Origin of the sequence: Rhodovibrio sodomensis, assembly GCF_016583645.1 — a bacterium.
In the GTDB taxonomy this organism is placed as follows: Bacteria; Pseudomonadota; Alphaproteobacteria; order Kiloniellales; family Rhodovibrionaceae; genus Rhodovibrio; species Rhodovibrio sodomensis.
In genome coordinates, this window is record NZ_NRRL01000011.1 from 37,311 (window position 1) to 59,220 (window position 21,910).

The window sequence follows — 21,910 nt, forward strand, 5'->3', positions numbered from 1 at the left end:
GCGTGCGGGCGCCGCCTATCGTCAACCAGAGCGTCGGTTTCGGCGTGTCGATTTGCGAAACGGCGACCGTGGTCCGCATGTCCCGCCTGGATGAAGCGCAACAGCGGCTGAACGCCGCGCTGACGCGGCTTGAGCGCGCGGTCGAGGGGAAGCTCAAGGCCGCCCAGCAGAACGGCGCCTCGGCGGTCGACGACGGTGCGTTGGACGCGCTGAAGGCGGAGAACGAGCAGTTGCGCCAGGCCAGTGCGGAGGCGGGCGAGCGGCTCGATACCGCGATCCGCCGGCTGGAAGGCGTGCTGGACAGCTAGCTGGCCGCCGGCATGGAGGCGGCCGACCGCGTGGTACGGCCGCTTTTTTCTTGAAGAGACGAGCGAGGTGATCGGCCATGGGCCAGGTTGCGGTCGATATCAACGGACGCCGGTTCCAGGTCGCCTGCGACGACGGGCAGGAAGATCACGTCCGCGAGCTCGGCGCCTACATCGACGGCAAGGTCAAGCAGGTCGCCGATCAAATCGGGCAGGTGGGCGATCCGCGGCTGCTGCTGATGGCCAGCCTGCTGATCACCGACGAACTGTACGAACTGCGCCAGGGCGGCTCCGGGGTGGGCCAAAGCGGCGGCGCCGGCATGGCCGGCGGCGCCAGCGCGATCGAGGAACGCGCAGCCCAGATGATCGAGAGCACCGCCGACCGTCTTCAAGATATTGCCGCACGCCTCGAAGCCTCCTAGGTTGCGCGCCAGGGTGTGCTGCCCGGTGCGTTAGGTCACCAAGTCCCGGGGGCGATACTCTGCGAAAAGGGAGCTGTCCCTGCCGGTGCCCCTCGGGCATCGGTAAAACGGCACCCACCTGGTCTATTCGGCCCGCAGGGAATGGAAACAACCGACGGCCGGCGCGGCACACCCCCCTGATCGCGGCTTCCACCTTCGCGCCTTCCACCTTCGCGCCTTCCACCTTGGCGCGCGCGGACCGCCGGCCACCGGCGCCGGCGACCGGTGCGCGCCGGCAATCCGCCCAACCCGCTTTCCGGCTTTAGCGAGCGTTTTCGACGATGACCGTGGCATGGGCGCCCTCCGAGCAGTCCGGCGGCGGGGCCGGGCCCGGCGACCCCGAGCGCGCCAAGAAGCAGTTGCGCCGAACGGCCCAGGCGCGCCGCGCCGCGGCCGCGGCCGACAATCCGCACGCCCATGAGGCGCTTGCCCGGGCGGTCTTCGCCGCGGTCGCGTTCGCCGACGGCGATGCCGTGTCCGGCTACTGGCCGATGGGCGACGAAATCGACCCCGTGCCGGTTCTGGAGGCGCTGCACCAGCGCGGCCATCCGATCGGCCTGCCGGCGATGGCGGGGAAGGCGCAGCCGCTGATCTTCCGCGCCTGGCAGCCCGGGGCGGAGCTGCAGGACGGCGGCTTCGGCACGCGGGTTCCGCCAGAAAGCGCGCCGGTCATCGTGCCCCGGATCGTGCTGGTGCCGCTGTTGGCGTTCGACCGGGCGGGCTATCGGCTGGGCTACGGCGGCGGCTTCTACGACCGCACCCTGCAGCAGCTGCGCGCCGATCAGCCGGACACACTGGCCGTCGGCGTCGCCTATCAGGGTCAGGAGGTCGACCGCGTACCGCGGGACCGCTACGACCAGCGCCTCGACATGATCCTGACCGAGCAGGGGTCCGTCGCCCTGTCCTTGGACGCAGCTTAGACAGCACCGGCGGGACAGCACCAGCGGGGAGGAAGCGAGCGCATGCGCCTGTTGTTCGTGGGCGACGTTTTTGGCCGGGCGGGGCGTAACGCGATCGCCGAGCACCTGCCGCGCCTGAAGCGCGATCTCAAGCCCGACTTCGTCGCGGTCAACGGCGAGAACGCCGCCCACGGCGCCGGGATCACCGAGAAGATCTGCCAGGAGTTGATCGACTGCGGCGCCGACGTGGTGACCGGCGGCAACCACTCCTGGGATCAGAAGGAAGCGCTCAGCTACATCGAGCGCGAGCCGCGCCTGCTGCGCCCGGCGAACTTCCCGCCCGGCACGCCGGGGCGCGGGGTCGGCGTGTTCGAGGGGCGGCGCGGCACCAAGGTTCTGGTGATGAACCTAATGGGCCGGCTGTTCATGGACCCGCTGGACGACCCGTTCGCGCTCGCCGACCGCGAACTCGCCAAGCATCGCCTGGGCCAGACCGTGCACGCCGCGATCGTCGACTTCCACGCCGAGGCGACCAGCGAGAAGCAGGCGCTGGGCCATTACCTGGACGGCCGCGTGTCGATGTGCGTGGGCACCCATACCCACGTGCCGACCAGTGACGTGATGATCCTGGACGGCGGCACCGCCTACCAGTCCGACGCCGGCATGACCGGTGACTACAACTCGGTGATTGGGATGGTGAAGGAGGCGCCGATCGCGCGCTTCACCAAGAAGCTGCCGACTGAGCGCCTGGGCCCCGCGACCGGCGAGGCGACCTTGTGCGGGCTGTACGTGGAGACCGACGGCCGCACCGGCCTGGCGATCCGGGTGGAGCCGGTGCGTCTCGGCGGTCGCCTGGCCGAGCAGATTCCGGCCGTCTAGGCCGCGGCCGCGCCCACGCGGCCGGGTCCTCTATCTATACCTTGAGACGCGTGACGGCTCAGGCGGTCTGATCCGCAAGCGCGCGGAAGCGGGCGACCTCGGCGTCGAGCAACTCGGCGTGCGCGGTCGCGCGGTCGGCGGCGGCGCGGGCGGCCGTCGGGCCTTCCGGGTCGAGCAGGCCGTCGAGGGCGTCGAGCGCGCTGGCCTGAACGAACCCGCCGACACTGCGCGCGGCGCGCGCCCGCGTCGCCGCCCGGGCGTGCGGGTCGGCCGGCAGCTCCTGGGCGAGTTCCAGGTGGGTCATTTCGGCGGCGAGCGGGGCCAGGGACATCGTCGCGTCCTTGCGGAAGGTGGCAGGGTGGAAAGTGGCCGGGTGGAAGGTGGCCGGCATCAGAGACGGTCGCTCGGGCATGGCCGTCCCGGTCGCGGCTCGACCAGGCCGGCTGGGCAGCAGTCGTTCAGATCCCACGCTAGCGCGGCGGTCTTAAGGCGCGGTTAACCGCCGGGCGTCCGAGCCGCCCCCTCGCCGGCAGACGCCGTCGGTCCTTTCCTGGGCTGTCTGCCGTGGCGTTTTGCCCGAATGCCGTTTCGTCGACATTCGGGCGGCATGCGGCGGCATTTCCTCCGGCCGGGTTTCATTAAAATCCAACTTCAATTCCGACTGTCTCGATGGAGACAAAAGTTTAGCCATTTGGTTCATGCGACGAGCCCGATCGTAGTAATACTTTGGATGCTGCGAATTTCGACGGAGTAGGGCCGCGAATATGGGTTACATGCGAAAATTCCTCGATAAGCTGGCGCACTCCAGCATTCGTGGCGATAAGTTGATCGGTATTGTTCTTGGGCCGACGGTCCTTTTGATCGTCATCCATTTGCCGCTCGATATGACGCCCGACCAGCAGAACCTGCTCGGTCTGGTGGCGATGACCCTGGTCTTCTGGGTCCTGAGGGTTTTCCCGATCGCGCTGACACCGGTGATCACGCTGGGGCTGGCGGTGATCCTGAACGTCGCCTCCGACCGCGAGGCGTTCAGCGCCTTTTCCTCGCCGACCCTGTTCCTGCTGATCGGCAGTTTCATTCTGACCCACGCGATGACGCGGCACGGCCTGGGCCGGCGGATCTCGCTTATGGTGCTGTCGTTGCCCACGGTGGCGAGCTCGACCTACCGGATCGTGATCGCGTTCGGCGCGCTCGCTGCGCTGATGTCGACCGTGCTCGACAACGGGGCGGTGGCGGCGATCCTGCTGCCGATCGCGATCAGCCTGTCCCGAACCTTTTCCGACGACATCGAGGCGCAGAGCGGGGTCAGCGACGACACCCATCCGCTCGCCTTTACGGTCGCGTTGATGTTGATGACCGCCTACGGCTCGACCGTCGGCGCGCTGCTGACCCCGTTGGGCGATGCGTCCAACCTGGTCGGCTGGGCGCACATGCGGCGCTACAACGACATCGACGTCACGATCGGCCTCTGGGTCGCCGTCGCCGCGCCGATCGTGATCGTCCTGTTCGGCGCGCTGTGCGCCATCGTGCTCGCCCTAAACCGGCCGGAAGTTGGCAGCATCCGCGGTGCCCGGGCGACCGTCGCCGCCCATCGCGCCAAGCTGGGCCGGATGACCCGGGCGGAGAAGAACACCGCGGTCGTGTTTGTCATGGCGGTGGTGCTGTGGCTGCTGCCCTCGCTCGCCGGCCTGATCTACGGCTCCGGCTCGGCGGCGCACACCCTGGTGACCGAACGCCTGCCGCCGTCGGTGGTGGCGATCCTGGCCGCGGCCGCGCTGTTCCTGCTGCCGGTCGGCTGGCAGAAGGGCTTCACCCTGAAGTGGGACGACGCGCGCAACACCAACTGGGAGCCGATCCTGCTGGTCGGCGCCACCCTCGCGCTCGGCTCGCTGATGGGGTCGACCGGCCTGGCGCAGGAAGTCGGCGGGCGGCTGGCCGCCTACGCGGAGAACTTCAGCGCGATCGGGGTGTATGCCTTCGCCGCCGCGCTCGCCACCGCCTTCTCCGAACTCACCACCAACCTCGTATCCGTGACCGTGCTGGTGCCGATCATCCCGGCAGTGGCCGAGGCGGCTGGCGGCGACAGCCTGCAGGCTACCTGGACCGCCACCTTCGCCGCGATCTACGGCTTCATGCTGCCGATCTCCACCAGCGCGAACGCGATCGTCTACGGCTCCGGTCAGATCCCCTTCTGGAAGATGGTGAAGACCGGGCTGTTCGTGGACGTCTCCGGCGTAATCCTCGTCGCCGTCGGCGTGCACATCATGCTGCGCGTCCTGGGCATTGCCGGCTGATCCGCGCCGGTCGCTCCCGGACCCGCGTCATCCGATCCCTCTACAACCTGAAAGGACAACGTCATGAGCAGTGCAGCCGCCGGTGGCGCCAACAAGACCACCAAGATGGATAACGAAGCCAACATCGACGCCGGCATGCTGGACGGCGGCGCGCAGGGCGAATTCGCCGCCACCTCCGCCGTCTCCGCCGAAGCGCAGCAGGGCGACGGTCCCGCGGCCGCCAGCGCCAGCGGTTCCGGATCGACCGGAGTCACCGTCGAGACGGTCGCCGTCGCGGTGTCCTGCGGCAAGGACTACGCGGTCGCCGCGTGCCCGGTCGCGGTCGTCGCGGTCGGGGTGAACTCCGCCTCCGCCGGCTCGGAGAACGGCGTCGTCGCGGTCGGCCTGGAAGGCGCGGCGGCCTCCAGCAACTCCGCCAACTCCAGCGAGACGGCGATGCGCGACCACCAGGGCTTCAGCTTCGGCGACGATCCGGCGGTGGTGCGCCTGCTGGGCGCGATCCGGGGCGAACTGAATCGCCTGTCCGCCGACAACGAGGCGATCAAGGCCGAGCTTGGCTGGGTCGATCCCGAGGTCGACGACGACGCCCCGATCGCCAAGGCGGAAGCCGCGACCAGCGACAAGCACGCCGCCGCCGACAGCACCGCCAAGTCGGACTCCGCCGGCAAGCGCGACGGCGACAAGAAACCCGGCGGCTCCAAGGCCTGATACCGAGCCGCGCCGTGATTCCGTCCTGGCTCGGCCGGCCGTGGCCGGGTTGAGGGCGGAGTGCCTCCGACGGACGAGGTGCGTCGGAACCTGCAACCCAGACGAGAAGGAGTGACTTCAATGCCCCAAAGCAGCCAGCTCGACCAGATCAGTAGCACCCTGCAGAGCATCCAGGTGACGCTGGATTCCGGGCGCCTGTTCGACGTGCTCGAGGCGGTCCGCGATCAGGTCCGCGACGTGAAGAGCCAGAACCAGCAGATCCGCAACGACATCATGGATGTCCAACGGGTCGTGTACGAGGCCAATGCCAACAACAAGAAGGCCGACTAACGCGACCCGCGGCCGGCCCCGGCCTGTCCCTCCCCCGGGCCGGGGCCGTGCCGATCCATGGCGGACGTCGTGCGAACCAAGGAATCTGAGAGATGGCCGAGACCGAACGCCTGCGCACCAGCGCGGAAATCTACTTCATCAACGGCACCTCGCTGGAGATCGACATCTACGTCAACGGCGAACCGTCGCCGTCCTTTTCGGACCCGAGCTCGCTCGCGGTCGGCCCGACCTTCGTGGTCAAGGGCGACCAGAAGACCCCGTTCCAGGTCTACAGCTTCGTGGTGCGCCTGAAGGGCGAGCCGGACAGCGAAATCCTGGCGAGCGCGTCGGCCAACATGGAGCTTGGGCGCAGCTTCACCGGCGTCTTCCACTGGCGCCCGGACGCGACCTTCCAGTTCTCGGTCTACGAGAACGACCTGTCGCGCGGCACCGAGGGCCGGCTGACGGTGCGCAACACCTCCAGCCTGGAGCAGCTGACCTGGACGCTGACGCCGAACGGCGAGAACCCCGAGGTTCCGGTCGACGAGCGCAGCGGCACGCTGGGTCACGCGCAGTGGCAGATTGCCCGCGGCGTGACCACCAACGACTACCTGTTCCGCGCCTTCGCCGACGGCGGTTTGGTCACGCAAGATGAAGACCTCGACATCGGGCTGGAGCAGAACCTGATCGTCCACATCGTGGGGGCACCGTACCCGACCGACGACAACAGCTTCTGGGAACAATGGATGGTCGTCCAGGAGCTGGAATACGACCCCGGCATCAAGGCCGAGGACAGCATCTCAGAGCCCGCCCCGCCAGTGTGGGAGAGCGACCAGAACCAGCCGGTCCAGCTGGATTGCCCGCCGGTCACGCTGCAGGAGACGGTCGGCGGCGCAATCCAGATCGGCGCGGTCGACCCGGACGGCTGGATCCTGAACTTCGAAGTGATGCGCGTGGATCCCAACGCCGACGGGTTCGTGATCGGGGACAACGGGAGCATCCCGTCCGCCGCGCTGGGTGCGCCGGCAACCGCGACGGTGTGGGTCGATCCGGATCTGCCGGAAGGGCAGTACGACGTCACGATCGAGGTCAACACCGCAACGCTCGCCCAGCGCGCGACCTGCGTGCTGCAGGTCACGGTGGAAGGCGTGTCGATCGACCGGCTGAACGCGCTGGTCGGCCAGTACAGCGGCCAGCCGGCGATCGATCCCAGCTATGCCGACGAACTGACCGATCAGTTGAACGCCGCCGCCCAGGCCCAGAGCGCCGGCAACACGTCGAAGGCCTGCCGGCTGCTCAAGCAGCTGCTGACCAATATCGACAACGCCGAATGCGGCCAGATCACCGAGTCCGCGATCGTCAACCTAACGCGCGAGGCGAAGGAACTGCGGAAGGACCTCAACTGCGGCTAGCCCGTCCGTCGGATCCCGTCGCGCGTAGCTAACGCCCGCATCCCGGCTTTCTCGAACCCGCAGCCTCATCCGGCGCGCCGCGCAAACGCACGCGGACGCGCAGCGCCCCCGGTGTGTCCGGCGGCCCCCTGAAAGGACCAAGCGCATGTCTTCCCAGCAGCCCCAGAACACCGCCGAGGTCTGGTTCCTCAACGCGGTCGACGACGTCATCGTCGAGATCTTCGTCAACCGTGACGACACGCTGACCTTGTCCGAGGTCAAGCCGCTGGAACTGGGCCCGGTGTTCGTCGTCGACGGGACCCAGCAGCGCCCCTACCAGACGCACTGCTTCCAGATCCGCCAGAAGGAGGACCCCGAGGCCCGGGTGCTGGCCGAGGTGTCGCTGGAGCTGACTCGCGGGCGCAGCTTTACCGCGAGCTTCCACGTGGGCGAGTTCCCGGACACCTACACCCTGTCGGTGTTCGAGAACGACTTCGCCCCCTCCGGCAACAGCCGCCTGACGGTCCGTCATCTCGGCCGGCCGCGCGTGCTGGAATGGTCGCTAAGCCCGAACGAGGGCGCCGACCCGCGGATCCCGGCGGACCACCGCGACGGCACGCTGCGCCGGCCGCAGCAGCAGCACGCGCTCGAGATCGTGCCCAACAGCTACCGGCTGGAGGCGCGCGCGGACGGCCAGGTGATGGCCTACGTCCCCAGCCTCGACCTGCAGACCGAGAAGCTGTTCACGGCCTACTTCGTGGGCGCGCCGCAGCCGAGCAAGCAGCGCCCGCAGGAGCTGCGCCGCCACTGGGTGGTTCAGGAGTTCAAGGTCCCGGTGGGCGCCCCGCTCGAGCCAGTGGTGACGTTCCCCGAGCCGCCGGTCGCCGACACCAACCAGGACCAGCCGGTGCGCTTCGATACCGCCCCGATCGAGGTCTGGGAGACCAATCAGGGCGCGGCCCGCTTTTCCATCGTCGATCCGGACGGCTGGGTCAGCGGCGTCGAGGTAACGCAGTTCGAGCCCGAGGGCGGCGATGTCCGGGTCCCCGACAACGCCGTCCAGTCCTCGCCCGGCCTGGGCGAGCCGGCGATCGCCACCCTGTTCATCGGCGACGACCTGTCCGACGGCGACTACCTGGTCACGCTGCGCAGCAACCCGGGATCGGTGACCGAAAGCGCGGTGCACGAGATCCCGGTCAAGGTGAAGCCGATCACGCTCGCCCGGCTGCGCGACGAACTCGCGCGGATGGAAGGCGAGGGCGCGGTGACCGCCAGCTTCGCCGGCCAGCTGCGTGGCCTGCTCGACGACACCGCCGCCGCGCAGGCCGCGAACGAGCCGCAGGAGGCATGTGCCGCGCTCGATCGGTTCGACGAGCTGGCCGAGGACAACCGCGGCGGCGCGATCACCAATCCCGCGGCGCAGGCGCTGCGCCGGCAGAGCCAGGCGCTGCAGCGCGACCTCGGCTGCCCGCGCTGGCGGGCCTGGTTCTAGCCGGCCCGCCCGGGCGCCGCCCCGATGCCGCGCGGGGCGCCCTCGGCATTCCCCTCTCAGCTCCTAGACCCCCTCTATCAGACCCCAAGACCCCTCTATCAGACCCCAAGACGAGGACGAGCCCGATGACCGTCGAGAAGCAGGACAACACCGCGCACGTCTGGTTCCTGAACGGGACCGACAGTTTCGCCATCGAGATCTACGCCAACGGCGCGACCGAACCGTCGATGTCCGACATCAACCCGCTTGAGGTCGGGCCGCTGTTCGAGGTCGACGACAGCGACAACCGGCTGTTCGGCACCTACCGCTTCGAGGTCCGCGAGAAGGACGACAGCAGCGGTCCGGTCCTGGCGGAGGCGTCGGTCGAGCTGGTCGCGGGCACCAGCTACGCCGCCAATTTCCATGCCGGCGACGGCGGCGGCTACCAGCTGTCGGTCTACGAGAACGACTTCGCCCCCTCGGCGGCGACCCGCTTGGAACTGCGCCACGCCGGCGCCGCCCCGCGGATCGACTGGCGTATCCAGCCCAAGGACGGGGCGGCCACGTCGGATAGCACGGCGGTGCGCGCGGGCGCGCTGAAGCGCGGGCAGTGGCAGCAGTGCACCGAAATGCCAGGCGACTCCTACCTGCTGGAGGCGGTGGTCGACGGGGTCGTCGTGGCGTTCCTGCCGGACCTCCAACTGGAGCCGGAAAAGAAGCTGGTGGCGACCTTCGTCGGCACGCCCCAGCCGGCAACCATGCAGTCCAACGAGCTGCGCAGCTATTGGCTGACCCAGGACTTCAGCGTGGCGACGGGGCCGGCCGGGAAGGTGACCGTCACGCCCGCGAAGCCGCCGCTGAACGCCGCCGGCAAGACCGCGAAGGCGGCCGTCCGCACCCCACCGGAGCAGCTCGCCGCGGCGAAAGCCGCGGATAGCCGCGCCGACCCGGCTGCCGGTGCCGTCGATCCGGCGACCGGCCTGGCGACCGCCTCCGCGACGGAGCCTGCGGCCGCCGAGGCGTCACCGGCCGTGTGCCCGCTGCCGGATCAGCCGGCCCCGGGTGGCAGCGCCGCATCTTCCGGCGGCGTCACCGCCGAAGCCGGCCCGCCCGACGACGCCGAGCCGGGCGACGGGCCGTCGATCGTCACCGTCGAGGCGAGCCCGGCGATGCGCGACATCCGGGTGTGCGATCCCAAGGGACGTCTCTCCGATATCGTGATCGAGCGGATCGAGCCGGCAACGAAGGGAATCCGGATCGCCAAGGGCAGCGTGCGCGGCGCGCCGGCCGCCGGTGAGCCGGCGGTGGTGACCCTGGCGATCTCCGGCGAGCTCGCGCCCGGCACCTACCGGGTGCAGCTGAAGGGCCGTAAGCGCCACGGCCGGCGTGGGGTCGCGCACACCGTTCCGGTCACCGTCCTGCCGGTCACGGTACAGCGGCTGTCTCGACGGGTCGCCGGCCTGCGCGCGACCGGTGGCCTCAGCACCGCCGCGGCGGAGCGCCTGACCGCGCTTCTGAGCGAGGGCGGCGCGCACCTGAGTGGGGGCGACCTGGCGGAAGGGCAGGCCGCGATCGACCGCTTCCTGGCGCAAATCGAGAACGACCGGGACGGCGCCATGACGCCGGAGGCGCGGGCTGCGCTGACCCGCGAAACCCGGGCGCTCAAGGCCTCCCTGAACGGCGCTTGAACGCCCGCATCCCAGGTCCGTCGATCTTCCAGGTACCGGAGATGACCGCGATGACCCTGCTCGAGCACCCTGGCAAATCGGCCGAATGCTGGTTCGTGAATGCGCTGCTGGACGGCGCGGTGGACGTCTACGTCAATTACGCCCGGACGCCCGCCGCCTTGGAGGTCGGGTCCCAGGAGATGGTCCGCCTGCTGCGGCTCGACGGCAGCGAACGCCAGCCGTTTCAGACCCACAGCGTCCTCGTGCGCTGGCAGGACCATGCCCGCGGGCGGGTGCTCGCCTCGGCGTCGATCGAGCTGCACGCCGGGCGCAGCTTCACCGCCGTGCTGCATCCGTCCGACGTGCCGGGCAGTTACCGGCTGTCGATCTACCGCAACGACTTTTCGCCGGCCGGGCGGGCCTGCCTGGAGGTCCGCCACGTCGGCTTCGGGCCGGCGATCGACTGGTCGTTGGCGCCGCGTCGCGGCACCGACATCACGATTCCGCCGGATCCGCGCCATGGTCGCCTGATCCGCGGGCAGTGGCAGCAGGCCCGGGAGGTGATCGAGAACGATTACCGGCTGGAAGCGCGGGTCCAGGGCCGCGCCACCTCGGTGCTGCCGCAGCTGCAACTTGTGCACGAACGCCTGACGGTGGCGCACTACGTCGGCCGGTCGCCGTCGGAACGCCGGGCCCGCGGCGAAACCGCCGCCTGGCTGGTCCAGCAGCTGCGCATCCCAACCGGCGTCCCGGACCAGGCGGGCGTGACCGTTCCCGACAAGCCCGCCAGCGACACCAACAGCGACCACCGGATCATCTTCTGCGCGCCGCCCCTACCGATCGTCCGCACCGACGCCGCGAGTGCGGCGGTGGAGGCGCGCGATCCCGACGGCCGGGTCGCCGACCTGTCGATCGACCGGGTCGACCCGGATCCGGGCGGGATCACCCTGCCGCCGGAGACGGTCGTGCCGTCGCCCGGGATCGGCGTGCCCGCGCTGGGCACGCTGCGGATCGCCGCGGACGTGCCGGACGGCCACTACCAGGTGCGGGTGCGCGCCAACCCGGCCGACGCGCTGGCCGAAAGCGCGACCTTCACCGTGCCGCTGACGGTGCGGCCGGTCACGCTGCGCCGGCTGCTCCGGCAGGTCGACCGGCTGTGCGCGGACGGCGCGATGAGCCACGCGGCGGCGCACGGGCTCCGGCAGGCGCTGCACGCGGCGGTGGACGCACGCGCCGCCGGCAATCCCGACGCGCTGGCGCGACCGCTGGCCCGCGCGGCCGCGCTGATCGAGGCCGAGCGCGGCCGCGGTATCGCTCCCGGCTCGGCGAACGATCTGGCGTGCCAGCTGGCCGCGTTCCGCCGCGGGCTGCCCCGCCGCGGCGCACGCGACACCGCTCCCGCGCCACGCCCCCGAAACGCACACCAGGACGTCTGAACCGGAAAGGACCTCCGCCATGACCGTCGAGCAGCCGATCAACACCGCCCAAGTGTGGTTCGTCAACGCCGTCGATTATTTCCCGATCGACGTTTTCATCAACGGTTCCGACCAGCCGACCCTGACCGACGTCTCGTCGCTCGAGATCGGATCCGTGTTCGAGGCCGACGGCACGGCCGGCCGGCCGTTCCAGACCTATGCCTTCAAGATCCGGCGGAAGGACGATCCCTCGCGCGGCCAGCCGGACATCGGGGTGCTCGCCGAGGCATCGGTCGACCTGCGGCGCGGCCTGAGCTTCACCGCCGTGTTCCACGCCGGCGACGCGCCCTACACCTACCAGCTTTCGGTCTTCGCCAACGACTTCCGGGCCTCCGGCAACGGCCGGCTGGAGGTCCGTCACACGGCGTTCCCGAAAAACATGACCTGGACGATCGAGCCGAAGCCGGGCGCCGATCCGCAGATCCCGTTCGACCAGCGCTCCGGTGCCCTCGAGCGCGGTCAATGGCAGCAGGCGACCGAGCTGGTGGAGAACGACTACCGGCTGGAGGTCCGGGTCGATGGCCAGTTGTACGCGTTCAACAAGGACCTGGAAATCGAGGCGGAGAAGATGCTGGCGACCTACTTCGTCGGCAATCCGGAACCGGCAACGACCGAGCTGAACGACCTGGAAAATTACCTGCTGGTGCAGGAGTTCAAGCTGCCGCCGGGGCCGACCCTGCAGAAGGTCGTGACCGCGCCCGCGCCCGCGTTCACGCAAACCAACACCAACCAGCCGGTGAGCTTCGACTTGCCGGAGCTGATCGGCTTCGAAAGCAACATCATCTCCGGCGAGATCACCGCGACCGATCCCGACGGCTACGTCACCAATCTGGCGATCGTCGGCATCCGCCCGGACTTCGGCTCGATCCGCATCCCGGACAATGGCGTCACCCCGTCCGAGACGATCGGCGATCCGGCGACCGCGATCGTCTGTGTCGGCGGCGATACCCCGGCCGGCTGCTACGACATCCATGTGCGCAGCAACCCGCAGTCGCTGGCCGATACGGCGGACGTGACGCTGAAGCTGGAAGTCAAGCCGGTGACCGCGCAGCGCCTGTCCCTGCTGGTCGAGAACTTCCGCGTCCAGGCGCGCATCGAGGCGGGCTTTGCCCAGGAACTCCAGAGCCTGACCGACGAGATCGCGACCGCGGTCGCCAACGACGCGCTGGCGCTCGCCCAGGAACGGCTGACGACGTTCGCCGGCCGGGTCGAGAGCGAGGCCGGCGCGGCCGTCGAGGAACAGGCATCGAAGAACCTTTCGCGCGAGGCGAAGGCGATGAGCGCCTGGCTGGAACGCCGGCAGAAGGCCGCCGAGAACACCGCGATCTGCGCCACCTGAGGGCCGCGCGACGCGACACCTTTTCCGGGCCGTGCGGCCCGGAAAAGCTCCGGTGGGCCCCGCTGGTCCGCCGGATCCCGCAACCTTGAAGGAAGGAGACCCACCCATGCCGACGCAAAGCTCGCAGGTCGATCAGATCCTGACCGACCTGGCCCAGATCGAAGCCAAGCTCAACTCCGGCCGTCTGTTCGACGTGCTCGAGGTGGTGCGCGATCAGATGCGTGACCTGAAGAACCAGAACCAGCAGATCCGCAACGATCTGATGGACCTGCAGCGGACCATCTTCGAGGTCAACGCGAACGCCAAGAAGGCCGACTAACCAGGCGAACGCCGTGCGCCCGGTCGCGGATCGGGCGCACGGACTGCCTGCCCGCCGCAACACGACAGGAGACCACGATGGAACCCCAAAGCTCCCAGATCGACCAGATCGTCGCGACCTTGTCGAAGATCCAGGCCACGGTGAACTCCGGCCGGCTGTTCGACACGCTGGAAGTGGTGCGCGACCAGATCCGCGACCTGAAGCACCAGAACCACGAGATTCGCAACGACCTGATGGACCTCCAGCGGGTGGTGTTCGAGGTCAACGCGAACGCCAAGAAGGCCGACTAGGCCGGTTCGGCTGCGTGACCGGGAGGGCGGCTCGCCGCCCCTGAGCCGCCCTCCCATTCTACCGATCCCTTGTCACAAGGTGCCGCCATGTCGCCGCGCGACGTCCGCTCGGGACCCATCGCCATTGACGCCGACCGGCCGGACGCCGCCGAACCGCTGCACCGGCTGGGCAACCTGGTCGTGCAGGCCGGCGGACGGGTCCGGCCCGGCACCAGCTTCCGCGTGCGCGGCGGCGCGTTGACGGTGCACCGGCGTGAGCCGGATCCACAAGGGGCCCCGCTGATCACGGTCCCGGTCGCCTGTCTGCCGCCGACCGGGGCCTTTTGCTTCACCGTCGCGCGCGGCCGGTTCGACGTGCGGGCGCGCGCCGATGGGCCCGCGGCTACCCCGGTGCAAACCCGGGCGGTCAGGGCGCTGGTCGATCTGTACAATGCGCTCGATAAACCGCGGTGGTGGGCGCGGCAGTCGCCGTGGCTGACCCTGTGGAACGACCCGGAGCTGCTGAGCCATCTCGTCCATGGCGACCGGCCGTTCGGCCGGCCGGCCGAGGTCGGCCTGTACCGTGCGGGGGCCTGGGAGCGCCTGCTGGTCAAGAGCTTCCTGAGCGCGCGCGTGTTCGCGCTGCGCGCCGCGGTGCGGGGCCCGTGCGTCGAGGTGTTGCTGCCGCTGCTGGACGCGCTGGACCACCATGCCGACGCCCATCGGTTCCAGCGGACCGACCGGGCGGGCCGGCCCGAGCAATCGGCGGCCATGCTGACCGCCCGGCAGGCCCAGCCAGTTCCCGATAGCGACGCCTGCCGGGTGACCTACAACCTACTCGACGGGCAGCAGGCGCTGCTGCACTACGGCTTCCTCGACACCAGCGCGACGTTCGCCCTGTCGGTGCCCGCGCGGCTGCCGCTCGCCTGCGGCCTGACGCTGGTCGTTGTGGGATCGGTCGGGCGCTACCGGGACCCGCTGCCGGCGGAGCGGGAGCCGCTGCGCCCCCATTTGCCGCGGGTCCTCAACGCGCCGCCGGAGATCCTGGCGGTCACCCGGCCGCCGTTGCCGCCGGGCAGGGCGGGCGCGACCCTTCACGCCGTCACGGAGGTGCTGATCGAAGCCAAGCGGCCCGACTGGTCCGTGGATCGCCGCAGCGAGGCCGCCGGGCAGGCGGCGCGCGCGCTGCTGGACGCCAACCGGCGGTACTATGCCCGGCTGGCCGATCTGCTCGCCGCCGCGCACAGTCGGTCCGGCCGCGGCGATGTGCCCGGCCGGTGCGCGACGCTGGCGGCGCTGGATAGCTGGATGGCCCGCATGGACAGACATGTCTTCGACCCGCGCCCAAATCCGCTGTGACGTTTTGGCGGCGCTTCTACGTGCAGAATTGCATTTAGTTCTGCGGGTGCTAAGCTCTTCCTCTCCGAACCGCCGCGGGGCCGTAGAGACGGCGGCCGCGCGCCTGCTGGAAAAGGACGATGCCACCATGATCTTTGTGCAGAAATCGAAGCTGGTGCCGGTTCTGCTGGCCACCCTCCTGCTGGGCGCCTGTGCGAACGGGCCCGGACCGAAACAGACCGTCGGCACGCTCGGCGGGGCGGTGCTGGGCGGCTGGGGCGGCTCGCAGATCGGCAAGGGCGAGGGCAAGCTCTGGGCGACCGGCGCAGGCGCGGTGCTGGGCGCGCTGGTCGGCTCCGAGGTCGGCCGCTCGCTGGACCGCGCGGACCGTCAGCAGGTCGCGGCGACCACTCAGGATACGCTGGAATACGCGCCCAGCGGCCAGACCTCGCAGTGGCGCAACCCGGACAGCGGCAACCGCGGCACCGTGACCCCGACGCGCACCTACCGCGCTGGCGACGGCCGGTATTGCCGAGAGTTCCAGCAGACCGTGATCATCGGCCGGGAAGCGGAGCGCGTCTACGGCACCGCCTGCCGACAACCCGACGGCAGCTGGCAGATCGTCCAGGGCTAGACCGCGCCTCTCGGTCCGAGAGAGCCTTTCGCAAGGCCGCGTCTCGCAGCATCCTATGCGGGTAGCGGCGTCTTGCGTGCAATAGGCTCATCCAAGATCCCGGCCTAAGGAATGTAGCCGTAGGACCAGGCCCGGCTGACGGCCGCGGCCGCGTTCGCCACGCCGAGCTTGGAGTAGATGCTGTGCCGGTGGTTCTTCACCGTCGGGACGCTCATGCGCAGGTGTCGTGAGGTCTCGCGGATCGAATAGCCGCGCGCCGCGTAGCGCAGCACCTCGATCTCCCGCATCGTCAACAGCGGGCGAGTCAGGGTCTGCCGGTCGTGCTTGCCGTACAGCCCCACGGTGTGGTGGCGCAGGTAGTCCTGTAGCACGGCGTGCGGGTCCTGGTAGCGACTGGCGCCCGGGTTCGCCGCGCGTTCGACCGCGGCCACGATCGCCGCCACGGGGTCGCGGTAGGTCAGGAACCCGGCGGCGCCCTCCCGGAACGCGCGGTACAGCGTTTCCCCCTCCCAGCCCTCCGCGATCAGGATCACGCGCGCCGCCAGCCCGTGCCGGTCGATCGCCTTGATCAGCCGCGCGCCGTCGAGCAGGGCGCCGTCGTACTGCGCGATCACGATGTCCGGACGCACCCGGCGAAGCAGGGCGATCGGATCCTCGCTCTCCCCGCCGTCGGTGACGGCAATGTCCGGGCGCGTCTCCAGAGCCGCGATCAGGCCATGGCGGACGATCGCGTGTGCGTGCGTGACCACCACGCGGATGGTCGGGATCGGTTTGCGGTTTGCCACAGCATCATGCCCGTCTGTTGCCTCGCCTGCTTGGCGGCACCGGTCGTCGGATTTGTCCGACCGCCGGCGCGGCGGTTGTGTCCCCGGCCCGTGGGTGTTTGCCCGTCTTGATCGCCGGCTTTTGACGCGATATGCGCGTTTCGGGCTATCTTATTTAGATAAAATACAACTCACGAGACATACAACTATGCCGGCAACCGGAAGACTTTTGCAATGCCTCAAAGCGGCCTGTCGGACCAAAAGTTTAAACTTTCGATCCCCCACCCGCGCGCCCGGCGGGATGTCCAGCCGGCGAGGCCTTCAGACGTTCAACCAAAGCTGCTAGAAGCGCAGGCGCCGGCGGCTGCGGCGGGGCTGAGGCCCGCCCGCCCGGGTGAGCCCCGGCCGGCGTGGATAGCGATTTTACCCTAGATATAGCTATGCTATAAGCTTCAACCGCAGTATTTGGGAGCGCGGACGCGATGGCCGGCCATTCGCAGTTCAAAAACATCATGTACCGGAAGGGCGCGCAAGATAAGAAGCGCGCCCGGCTGTTCACCAAGCTCGCCCGCGAGATCACGGTGGCCGCCAAGGAAGGCGGCGAGGATCCCGAGGCGAACCCGCGCCTGCGCTCGGCGATCGCCCAGGCGCGCGCCAACAACATGCCCAACACCAACATCGAGCGGGCGCTCAAGAAGGCGACCGGCGATGGGGCGAGCCAGAATTACGAGGAGGTCCGCTACGAGGGCTACGGTCCGGGCGGCGTGGCGATCGTGGTCGACACCCTGACCGACAACCGAAACCGGACCGCCTCCGAGGTGCGCTCGACCTTCTCCAAACTGGGCGGCAACCTGGGCGAGACGAACTCCGCCTCGATCATGTTCGAGCGGGTCGGCCGGGTGATCTTTCCGGAAACGATCGGCGACTTCGACACCGTGTTCGAGGCCGCCGCCGAGGCCGGCGCGGAGGACGTCGAGCACCAGCCGGCGAACGAGGACGACGACGAGCCGGGCCGCTACGAGGTGATCTGCCAGGCGAACGACTTCTCGGTCGTGCGCGACACGCTGAGCGACCGGTTCGGCGACCCGACGGAGGCGCGCCTGGGCTGGAAGCCGCTTTCGACCCAGCCGGTCAGCGAGGAGCAGGCACAGACCCTGCTGAAACTGATCGACACGCTGGAGGACTACGACGATGTCCAGCAGGTGACCTCCAACCTGGAGCTGGACGACGACGTCATGCAGCGGCTGTCGGCGTGAGCGTCGGCGCCGCGCTGGCTGGGATGGCCCGCGGATGCGCGTGATCGGCCTGGACCCCGGACTCCGGCGCACCGGCTGGGGCGTGATCGATGCCGACGGCGCGCGTCTGAGTCACGTCGCCAACGGCATCGTGCAGTCCGACGGCGAGCGTTCCACCGCCGAGCGGCTGGTGCAGCTGCACGCGGGGATCGACGCCGTGCTCGCCGAATACCGGCCGGATCAGGCGGCGGTCGAGGAGACGCTGGTCAACAAGAACGCGCAGTCAACGCTCAAGCTGGGGGTGGCGCGCGGCGTCGCGTTGCTGGTGCCGGCCCTGGCCGGGCTTCCGGTGGTCGAGTACTTGCCGATGATCGTGAAAAAGGCCGTGGTCGGCACCGGGCACGCGGAGAAGGAGCAAGTGACCATGATGGTCGGCCGGTTGCTGCCGGGGGTCGAGATCCGCAACGCCGACAGCGCCGACGCGCTGGCGGTGGCGATCTGCCACGCCCACCATGCCGGCAGTACAAGCCGCTGGGGCGGCGTCGCGTCCGGCGGCGGCGACACGCCCGCGCTCGCGGTGTCCGCCTCCGGCAACGGGCAGGTGCCGGGGCAGGCGGCCCCGGCGGCGGACACGGCCACCGGGCGCGGCCGCTCGGCGGGCCGGAAAGGACGCCGGCGGTGATCGGCAAGCTGCGCGGCTTGGTCGACGAGGTCGACGACGATCACGTCGTGCTGGACGTCGGTGGTGTCGGCTATCTGGTCAACGCCTCCGCCCGCACGCTGGGCCGGCTGCCCGGCCGCGGCGAGGCGGTGCAGCTGATGATCGAGACGGTGGTACGCGAGGACGCGATCCTGCTCTACGGCTTTCACGAGACGGCGGAGCGCGACTGGTTCCGCCTGCTCAACACCGTGCAGGGCGTGGGCGCGCGCCATGCTCTCGCCATTCTTTCCGTGCTCCCTCCCGACCAGTTGGCCCAGGCGGTCGCCGCGCAGGACAAGCAGTCGGTCGCGCGCGCCAACGGCGTCGGTCCCAAGCTGGCCGGCCGGATCACCGCGGAGCTGAAGGACAAGGCCGGCACGATTCAGCTCGGCCCGGCCGCGGGCGGCGGGCCAGCCGGCACCGGCCAGGCGCCCGAGGGCGCGGCCGCGGCCGCCGTTGGCGAGGTCAGTGAGGATGCTGTGAGCGCCTTGACCAACCTTGGCTACAAGCGCACTGAGGCGTTCACCGCGGTCGCGGCGGCAAGCCGGCGGCTGGGCCGCGACGCCGGCTTGCAGAGCCTGATCACGGAAGGGCTTAAGGAGCTCTCCCAATGACCGACGACCAGCGGGTCGTCCAGAGCGAGCGGACGGACGAAGACACCGGCGAGGCCAGCCTGCGCCCGTCCGCGCTGGACGAGTTCGTCGGCCAGCAGGAGCTGCGCGCGAACCTGTCGGTGTTCATCGAGGCCGCCCGCCGGCGCGGCGACGCCCTGGACCACGTGCTGTTCTTCGGGCCGCCGGGACTGGGCAAGACCACGCTGGCGCAGATCGTCGCGCGCGAGCTGGGCGTCGGCTTCCGCCACACCAGCGGGCCGGTGATCGCCAAGCCCGGCGACCTGGCGGCGATCCTGACCAACCTGCAGCCGCGCGACGTGCTGTTCATCGACGAGATCCACCGCCTGACCCCGCAGGTCGAGGAGATCCTCTATCCCGCGATGGAGGACTTCCAGCTCGACCTGATCATCGGCGAGGGGCCGGCCGCGCGCTCGGTGCGGATCGATCTGCCGCCGTTCACGCTGGTCGGCGCGACCACGCGCTCGGGCCTGATCACGACGCCGCTGCGCGAGCGCTTCGGCATCCCGCTGCGCCTGCAGTTCTATCAGCCGGACGAACTGAAACTCATCGTCGCGCGCGGCGCCCGCGTGCTCGGCATCGAGATGAGCGCCGACGGCGCCATGGAGATCGCCCGGCGCGCCCGCGGCACGCCGCGCGTCGCTGGCCGTTTGCTCCGGCGGGTGCGCGACTTCGCCGCCGTCGGCGACAACGCGTGGATCGACCGCGCGGTCGCCGACAACGCGCTGAAGCGCCTGCAGGTCGACGCGCGCGGCCTGGACTCGATGGACCGCCGCTACCTGCGCTGCCTGGCGGAGAACTACGGCGGCGGCCCGGTCGGGGTGGAGACGCTCGCCGCGGCACTCAGCGAACAGCGCGACGTGCCGGAGGAAGTGATCGAACCCTACCTGATCCAGCAGGGACTGCTGCAGCGCACGCCGCGCGGCCGGATGCTGACCAGCCAAGGATTTTCCTATCTTGGCATGAAGCCGACCGCGCGTGTCGCCGCCCAGCTCGACATGCTGGGCGATGCCTCCGATCCAGAGGGCGGTCCGGATGGCGACCCGGACCTCGATTCGGCCGCCGATCCCGCAGCCGATCCCGCTCTCGATCCCGCCGCCGACCCTGGGGCCAAAACCGGCGGAGGGGCGGCATGACCGGCGGCCTGGACGAGACGCTGCCGGCCGACCTGCCGGCGGAGGCGCGCGGTCTGTCGGGCCGGCTCGACCCGCAGACCGGCGTGCACCGGATGTGGCTGCGGATCTATTACGAGGACACCGACGCCGCCGGGATCGTGTACTACGCCAACTACCTGCGCTATGCCGAGCGGGCGCGCACCGAGATGCTGCGCCTGGTCGGGATCGGCCAGCGCCGGCTGATGGCGCAGCAAGGCCTCGCCTTCGCGGTCGCCGGGGCGGAGGTCGACTACCGTACGCCGGCCCGCCTGGACGACGTGCTCGAGGTCCGCTCCTGCTGCCGCAAGTTCGGCCGGGTGCAGCTGACCATCGAGCAGACCCTGGTGCACGCCCAGGACCGCCGGGAGATCGCGCGGGCGCGGGTCCGGGTCGCCTGCCTCGACGCCAACACCCGGCCGGCGCGGCTGCCGGACGATGTCCTTCGGGCGCTGGAGCCCTACAAGCAAACGCGGGAGCCTACCTAACCGATGGAGAACGATTCCCTCGCCGGCGCGGCAGGGCAGGCGGCGCACGACATGTCGCTGATCGGCCTGTTCTTCCAGGCCGACATCGTCGTGAAGTTCGTGATGCTGCTGTTGATCGCCGCCAGTGTGTGGTCCTGGGCGATCATCTTCGACAAGGCGATGCTGCTGCGCCGGCTCAAGCGTGCGGCCAATCAGTTCGAGGAGGCCTTCTGGTCCGGCGGCTCGCTGGACGACCTGTACGACCGCATGTCGGACCGGGCGGGCGATCCGATGGCCGCGGTGTTCCTGGCGGCGATGCGCGAATGGCGCCGCTTCGCCAGCCGCGCGCGCCCGGAGATCACCGGCAGCGTTCAGGGCCTGCAGCAGCGCATCGAAAAGGTCATGGACATCACCCTGGGCCGGGAAATGGAGACCGTGGAGCGGCGCATGATCTTCCTCGCCAGCGTCGGCTCGGCGGCGCCGTTCGTCGGCCTGTTCGGCACGGTCTGGGGGATCATGAACGCCTTCACCTCGATCGCGGCGACCAAGAACACCTCGCTCGCCGTGGTCGCACCCGGCATCGCGGAAGCGCTGTTCGCGACCGCGCTCGGCCTGGTCGCGGCGATCCCGGCGGTGGTCGCCTACAATAAGCTGTCGACCGACATCGCCCGCTACGGCGAGCGGCTGGAGAACTTTGCCGGCGAGTTCTCGGCGATCCTGTCCCGTCAGGTCGAGGAGGCGCGCTAGCCATGGCGGGCGGTCTCCAGGGCGGCGGCGGCATCCGCCGGCGGCGGCGCGGCCACCGGCGCAGCTATACCCCGATGAGCGACATCAACGTCACGCCGTTCGTCGACGTGATGCTGGTGCTGCTGATCGTGTTCATGGTCACCGCCCCGCTGTTGACGGTGGGGGTTCCGGTCGACCTGCCGAACAGCCAGGCCTCACCGATCAGCGAGGACAGCGAGCCGCTGGTGATCACGGTCGACCGCAACGGCGCGATCTATATCCAGGAGACCGAGGTGGCGTTCGAGAACCTGGTGACCCGGCTGAACGCGATCACCGATCGCAGCCCGGATACCCGGATTTTCGTGCGCGGCGACCGGGAGATCGCCTATGGCCGGATCATGCGTGTGATGGGCCGGCTGAACGGCGCCGGCTTCGAGAAGGTCGCGCTGATCACCGAGCAGGACGACCAGGGTTAGG

Annotated in this window: 24 protein-coding genes, 1 other RNA gene and 1 pseudogene; 24 read left to right on the top strand and 2 right to left on the bottom strand. The window is 69.7% G+C overall.

Annotation, left to right across the window (positions count from 1 at the left end; genetic code table 11):
* The first annotated feature begins 77 nt into the window (after window positions 1-77).
* The 5 genes from CKO28_RS06960 (at window position 78) to CKO28_RS06980 (ending at window position 2,544) form a co-directional block, all read left to right on the top strand.
* The gene (locus tag CKO28_RS06960) at window positions 78-308 is read left to right on the top strand and encodes a hypothetical protein (RefSeq protein WP_200339904.1); all 231 of its coding nucleotides are present in this window, start codon (window positions 78-80) and stop codon (window positions 306-308) included.
* 77 nt (window positions 309-385) lie between these two features.
* Window positions 386-727: a cell division protein ZapA gene (locus CKO28_RS06965; protein ID WP_200339905.1), complete on the top strand. Its 342-nt coding sequence runs from the start codon at window positions 386-388 to the stop codon at window positions 725-727.
* 12 nt (window positions 728-739) lie between these two features.
* Window positions 740-901, top strand: a non-coding RNA gene (gene ssrS / locus CKO28_RS06970) — 6S RNA.
* Window positions 902-1,047: 146 nt separating this feature from the next.
* Window positions 1,048-1,686: a 5-formyltetrahydrofolate cyclo-ligase gene (locus tag CKO28_RS06975; protein WP_200339906.1), complete on the top strand. Its 639-nt coding sequence runs from the start codon at window positions 1,048-1,050 to the stop codon at window positions 1,684-1,686.
* 42 nt (window positions 1,687-1,728) lie between these two features.
* Window positions 1,729-2,544 (top strand): TIGR00282 family metallophosphoesterase, encoded by an 816-nt coding sequence (locus tag CKO28_RS06980; protein ID WP_200339907.1) that lies wholly within the window; start codon window positions 1,729-1,731, stop codon window positions 2,542-2,544.
* 58 nt (window positions 2,545-2,602) lie between these two features.
* Here the strand turns inward: CKO28_RS06980 and CKO28_RS06985 are convergent, their stop codons facing one another.
* Window positions 2,603-2,935 carry a hypothetical protein gene (locus tag CKO28_RS06985; RefSeq protein ID WP_200339908.1) on the bottom strand — a complete coding sequence of 111 codons (333 nt, stop codon included), beginning with the start codon at window positions 2,933-2,935 and terminating at the stop codon, window positions 2,603-2,605.
* A 382-nt stretch (window positions 2,936-3,317) separates the two neighbouring features.
* Here CKO28_RS06985 and CKO28_RS06990 point away from each other — a divergent pair, with 382 nt between their 5' ends.
* The 12 genes from CKO28_RS06990 to CKO28_RS07045 all read left to right on the top strand — a co-directional run bounded on the left by CKO28_RS06990 (window position 3,318) and on the right by CKO28_RS07045 (window position 15,758).
* Complete coding sequence (locus tag CKO28_RS06990; RefSeq protein ID WP_200339909.1) at window positions 3,318-4,838, top strand: SLC13 family permease; 1,521 nt, start codon at window positions 3,318-3,320, stop codon at window positions 4,836-4,838.
* A gap of 63 nt (window positions 4,839-4,901) precedes the next feature.
* Window positions 4,902-5,546 carry a hypothetical protein gene (locus tag CKO28_RS06995; RefSeq protein WP_200339910.1) on the top strand — a complete coding sequence of 215 codons (645 nt, stop codon included), beginning with the start codon at window positions 4,902-4,904 and terminating at the stop codon, window positions 5,544-5,546.
* 120 nt (window positions 5,547-5,666) lie between these two features.
* The gene (locus CKO28_RS07000) at window positions 5,667-5,876 is read left to right on the top strand and encodes a hypothetical protein (protein ID WP_200339911.1); all 210 of its coding nucleotides are present in this window, start codon (window positions 5,667-5,669) and stop codon (window positions 5,874-5,876) included.
* A 92-nt stretch (window positions 5,877-5,968) separates the two neighbouring features.
* Window positions 5,969-7,267: an FIMAH domain-containing protein gene (locus CKO28_RS07005; RefSeq protein ID WP_200339912.1), complete on the top strand. Its 1,299-nt coding sequence runs from the start codon at window positions 5,969-5,971 to the stop codon at window positions 7,265-7,267.
* A 145-nt stretch (window positions 7,268-7,412) separates the two neighbouring features.
* On the top strand, window positions 7,413-8,738 hold the full coding sequence (locus CKO28_RS07010) for an FIMAH domain-containing protein (RefSeq protein ID WP_200339913.1): 1,326 nt from the start codon (window positions 7,413-7,415) through the stop codon (window positions 8,736-8,738).
* A gap of 125 nt (window positions 8,739-8,863) precedes the next feature.
* A complete protein-coding gene (locus tag CKO28_RS07015) occupies window positions 8,864-10,405 on the top strand; it encodes an FIMAH domain-containing protein (protein ID WP_200339914.1) in 1,542 nt (513 codons plus the stop codon).
* A complete protein-coding gene (locus CKO28_RS07020; RefSeq protein WP_207168758.1) occupies window positions 10,402-11,820 on the top strand; it encodes a hypothetical protein in 1,419 nt (472 codons plus the stop codon). Before CKO28_RS07015 ends, CKO28_RS07020 begins: the two co-directional genes overlap by 4 nt.
* A gap of 19 nt (window positions 11,821-11,839) precedes the next feature.
* Entirely contained in the window at window positions 11,840-13,198 is a 1,359-nt protein-coding gene (locus CKO28_RS07025) for a hypothetical protein (protein WP_200339916.1), read from the top strand.
* Window positions 13,199-13,304: 106 nt separating this feature from the next.
* Window positions 13,305-13,517 carry a hypothetical protein gene (locus tag CKO28_RS07030; protein ID WP_200339917.1) on the top strand — a complete coding sequence of 71 codons (213 nt, stop codon included), beginning with the start codon at window positions 13,305-13,307 and terminating at the stop codon, window positions 13,515-13,517.
* A 77-nt stretch (window positions 13,518-13,594) separates the two neighbouring features.
* Window positions 13,595-13,807: a hypothetical protein gene (locus CKO28_RS07035; RefSeq protein WP_200339918.1), complete on the top strand. Its 213-nt coding sequence runs from the start codon at window positions 13,595-13,597 to the stop codon at window positions 13,805-13,807.
* Window positions 13,808-13,894: 87 nt separating this feature from the next.
* On the top strand, window positions 13,895-15,145 hold the full coding sequence (locus tag CKO28_RS07040; RefSeq protein WP_200339919.1) for an SET domain-containing protein: 1,251 nt from the start codon (window positions 13,895-13,897) through the stop codon (window positions 15,143-15,145).
* Between the two features lie 127 nt (window positions 15,146-15,272).
* Window positions 15,273-15,758, top strand: a complete 486-nt coding sequence (locus CKO28_RS07045; RefSeq protein ID WP_200339920.1) for an RT0821/Lpp0805 family surface protein — start codon at window positions 15,273-15,275, stop codon at window positions 15,756-15,758.
* A 104-nt stretch (window positions 15,759-15,862) separates the two neighbouring features.
* Here CKO28_RS07045 and CKO28_RS29095 read toward each other — a convergent pair whose 3' ends face one another.
* On the bottom strand, window positions 15,863-16,543 hold the full coding sequence (locus tag CKO28_RS29095; protein WP_200339921.1) for a LuxR C-terminal-related transcriptional regulator: 681 nt from the start codon (window positions 16,541-16,543) through the stop codon (window positions 15,863-15,865).
* A gap of 461 nt (window positions 16,544-17,004) precedes the next feature.
* Here CKO28_RS29095 and CKO28_RS07055 point away from each other — a divergent pair, with 461 nt between their 5' ends.
* From CKO28_RS07055 to tolR, 7 genes and pseudogenes are all read left to right on the top strand, one after another.
* Window positions 17,005-17,778 carry a YebC/PmpR family DNA-binding transcriptional regulator gene (locus tag CKO28_RS07055; RefSeq protein WP_200339922.1) on the top strand — a complete coding sequence of 258 codons (774 nt, stop codon included), beginning with the start codon at window positions 17,005-17,007 and terminating at the stop codon, window positions 17,776-17,778.
* A gap of 34 nt (window positions 17,779-17,812) precedes the next feature.
* Window positions 17,813-18,316: pseudogene (gene ruvC / locus CKO28_RS07060) on the top strand (crossover junction endodeoxyribonuclease RuvC); the annotation flags it as partial.
* 119 nt (window positions 18,317-18,435) lie between these two features.
* Entirely contained in the window at window positions 18,436-19,071 is a 636-nt protein-coding gene (ruvA, locus tag CKO28_RS07065; protein ID WP_200339924.1) for a Holliday junction branch migration protein RuvA, read from the top strand.
* Window positions 19,068-20,225 (top strand): Holliday junction branch migration DNA helicase RuvB, encoded by a 1,158-nt coding sequence (ruvB, locus tag CKO28_RS07070; protein ID WP_200339925.1) that lies wholly within the window; start codon window positions 19,068-19,070, stop codon window positions 20,223-20,225. Before ruvA ends, ruvB begins: the two co-directional genes overlap by 4 nt.
* Window positions 20,222-20,728 (top strand): tol-pal system-associated acyl-CoA thioesterase, encoded by a 507-nt coding sequence (gene ybgC / locus CKO28_RS07075; protein WP_242480391.1) that lies wholly within the window; start codon window positions 20,222-20,224, stop codon window positions 20,726-20,728. Before ruvB ends, ybgC begins: the two co-directional genes overlap by 4 nt.
* 3 nt (window positions 20,729-20,731) lie before the next feature.
* Window positions 20,732-21,454: a protein TolQ gene (gene tolQ / locus CKO28_RS07080; protein WP_200339926.1), complete on the top strand. Its 723-nt coding sequence runs from the start codon at window positions 20,732-20,734 to the stop codon at window positions 21,452-21,454.
* Window positions 21,455-21,456: 2 nt separating this feature from the next.
* The gene (tolR, locus tag CKO28_RS07085) at window positions 21,457-21,909 is read left to right on the top strand and encodes a protein TolR (RefSeq protein WP_200339927.1); all 453 of its coding nucleotides are present in this window, start codon (window positions 21,457-21,459) and stop codon (window positions 21,907-21,909) included.
* Window position 21,910: the final 1 nt, after the last annotated feature.

Bases quoted from the DNA above. Each gene is read 5' to 3' on its own strand.
- CKO28_RS06995 (WP_200339910.1), top strand. From the start codon at position 4,902: ATGAGCAGTGCAGCCGCCGGTGGCGCCAACAAGACCACCAAGATGGAT.
- ruvB (WP_200339925.1), top strand. From the start codon at position 19,068: ATGACCGACGACCAGCGGGTCGTCCAGAGCGAGCGGACGGACGAAGAC.
- CKO28_RS07010 (WP_200339913.1), top strand. From the start codon at position 7,413: ATGTCTTCCCAGCAGCCCCAGAACACCGCCGAGGTCTGGTTCCTCAAC.
- CKO28_RS07015 (WP_200339914.1), top strand. From the start codon at position 8,864: ATGACCGTCGAGAAGCAGGACAACACCGCGCACGTCTGGTTCCTGAAC.
- CKO28_RS06990 (WP_200339909.1), top strand. From the start codon at position 3,318: ATGCGAAAATTCCTCGATAAGCTGGCGCACTCCAGCATTCGTGGCGAT.
- CKO28_RS06965 (WP_200339905.1), top strand. From the start codon at position 386: ATGGGCCAGGTTGCGGTCGATATCAACGGACGCCGGTTCCAGGTCGCC.
- CKO28_RS07000 (WP_200339911.1), top strand. From the start codon at position 5,667: ATGCCCCAAAGCAGCCAGCTCGACCAGATCAGTAGCACCCTGCAGAGC.
- CKO28_RS06980 (WP_200339907.1), top strand. From the start codon at position 1,729: ATGCGCCTGTTGTTCGTGGGCGACGTTTTTGGCCGGGCGGGGCGTAAC.
- CKO28_RS06960 (WP_200339904.1), top strand. From the start codon at position 78: ATGTCCCGCCTGGATGAAGCGCAACAGCGGCTGAACGCCGCGCTGACG.
- CKO28_RS07040 (WP_200339919.1), top strand. From the start codon at position 13,895: ATGTCGCCGCGCGACGTCCGCTCGGGACCCATCGCCATTGACGCCGAC.
- CKO28_RS07005 (WP_200339912.1), top strand. From the start codon at position 5,969: ATGGCCGAGACCGAACGCCTGCGCACCAGCGCGGAAATCTACTTCATC.
- CKO28_RS06985 (WP_200339908.1), bottom strand. From the start codon at position 2,935: ATGCCGGCCACCTTCCACCCGGCCACTTTCCACCCTGCCACCTTCCGC.
- CKO28_RS07030 (WP_200339917.1), top strand. From the start codon at position 13,305: ATGCCGACGCAAAGCTCGCAGGTCGATCAGATCCTGACCGACCTGGCC.
- CKO28_RS07055 (WP_200339922.1), top strand. From the start codon at position 17,005: ATGGCCGGCCATTCGCAGTTCAAAAACATCATGTACCGGAAGGGCGCG.
- CKO28_RS06975 (WP_200339906.1), top strand. From the start codon at position 1,048: ATGACCGTGGCATGGGCGCCCTCCGAGCAGTCCGGCGGCGGGGCCGGG.
- tolR (WP_200339927.1), top strand. From the start codon at position 21,457: ATGGCGGGCGGTCTCCAGGGCGGCGGCGGCATCCGCCGGCGGCGGCGC.
- tolQ (WP_200339926.1), top strand. From the start codon at position 20,732: ATGGAGAACGATTCCCTCGCCGGCGCGGCAGGGCAGGCGGCGCACGAC.
- CKO28_RS07025 (WP_200339916.1), top strand. From the start codon at position 11,840: ATGACCGTCGAGCAGCCGATCAACACCGCCCAAGTGTGGTTCGTCAAC.
- ybgC (WP_242480391.1), top strand. From the start codon at position 20,222: ATGACCGGCGGCCTGGACGAGACGCTGCCGGCCGACCTGCCGGCGGAG.
- CKO28_RS07045 (WP_200339920.1), top strand. From the start codon at position 15,273: ATGATCTTTGTGCAGAAATCGAAGCTGGTGCCGGTTCTGCTGGCCACC.
- CKO28_RS07035 (WP_200339918.1), top strand. From the start codon at position 13,595: ATGGAACCCCAAAGCTCCCAGATCGACCAGATCGTCGCGACCTTGTCG.